We start from the raw sequence: 1,154 nt of genomic DNA on the forward strand, positions 1-1,154 counted from the left end.
AGTCAGCAACTCCTTCTTCGCTTGGCAGATATGATCAGAAAGTAGAATACGTTGAAATGGCGTCTTGGCAGAATCGTATTTCTTCGAGACTTTCGCTCCCCGACGTTCCTTTTCCAGCAGCTTCAATGAGGGCTGGAAGAAATTAACATACTGCCTCAATACGCAATATAACTGGGCCAAGGCTTCCCAGGCTTCCAGGCCTTCAAATCGGTCGTAGCCCACCAGCCTGCGCACGACAGAACCGTTCTTTTCCTCAACATGCGCTTGATCATTTTTTCGGTGTGTTCGCGCCCGTGTAAAAGTAATCCGGTTATCTTCGCAGTAGTCCAGCACATCATAGTTGATGAATTCGCTTCCGCAATCAGTATCGAGTCCCTGCAATCGAAAGGGCAGCAAGTCGTCAGCGACCCGCAAGCCATCAATGACATCTTGAGCACTTTTTCGTAGCAAAGGCATGCATTCCAACCAACCGGTGCAGATGTCAACCAGCGTCAAAGTGTTCAAGAATTGGCCGTTTGTGTTCCCGCCACAATGAGCCACTAGGTCGGCTTCGATAAAACCGGGGGTAACGTCGTCCCAATCAGCAAATGTCCTGACCTGGATTTGATGCTTTAACAAATTACCAGGTCGCGTTGTACTTACACCTTGCCTAATTCTCTCTCGTTCCGGGCTCAGCATGCGATCCACTGTTGCCGGACTGATATGGAGCAAACGCGCCCGCACATCGGCCGAAAGTCGCAGATGGCCATGTTTCTCCATGGACGTGATCAATTGAGGTAGAAAGGGAACGAGACGCTTTGAGCAGATTTTATTGGCCGTACACCAGATTGCAATTAGCGCCTGCTGTACTTGCTCATCATACTGCTGAGCCGAGGGCCGCTTCTTCATCGGAACAGATATATCATCACAGCTCAACAGCCGACTAGCATATTTACGCTCGTAGTCAGTGGCGGCAACAAACCCATCCAGTATCTTTCCCTTTTTCGCCCAGGTCGTATTACGGTAACTATGCCGAACGCTTGCCAGTAACTCCCTGCGGGCAGTCAGGCTCATTAATTTAATCATCTAAATCCCCTAGCTTATCCGTCATAAGTAGTGTGATTTTAAATGAGGCAACGACCCCAAAGTAGTGTGATTTTTAGTGAGTCAATGCG

General features: G+C 49.0%; 1 protein-coding gene. It reads right to left on the bottom strand.

What is annotated here, in order from left to right; all coding sequences use genetic code 11:
• Positions 1–1,065: integrase catalytic domain-containing protein (locus AB4876_RS19050; protein WP_368383271.1), on the bottom strand; the 1,065-nt coding region annotated here is incomplete at its 3' end.
• Positions 1,066–1,154: the final 89 nt, after the last annotated feature.

Origin of the sequence: Zhongshania guokunii (genome assembly GCF_040892635.1) — a bacterium.
Classification (GTDB): Bacteria; Pseudomonadota; Gammaproteobacteria; order Pseudomonadales; family Spongiibacteraceae; genus Spongiibacter; species Spongiibacter guokunii.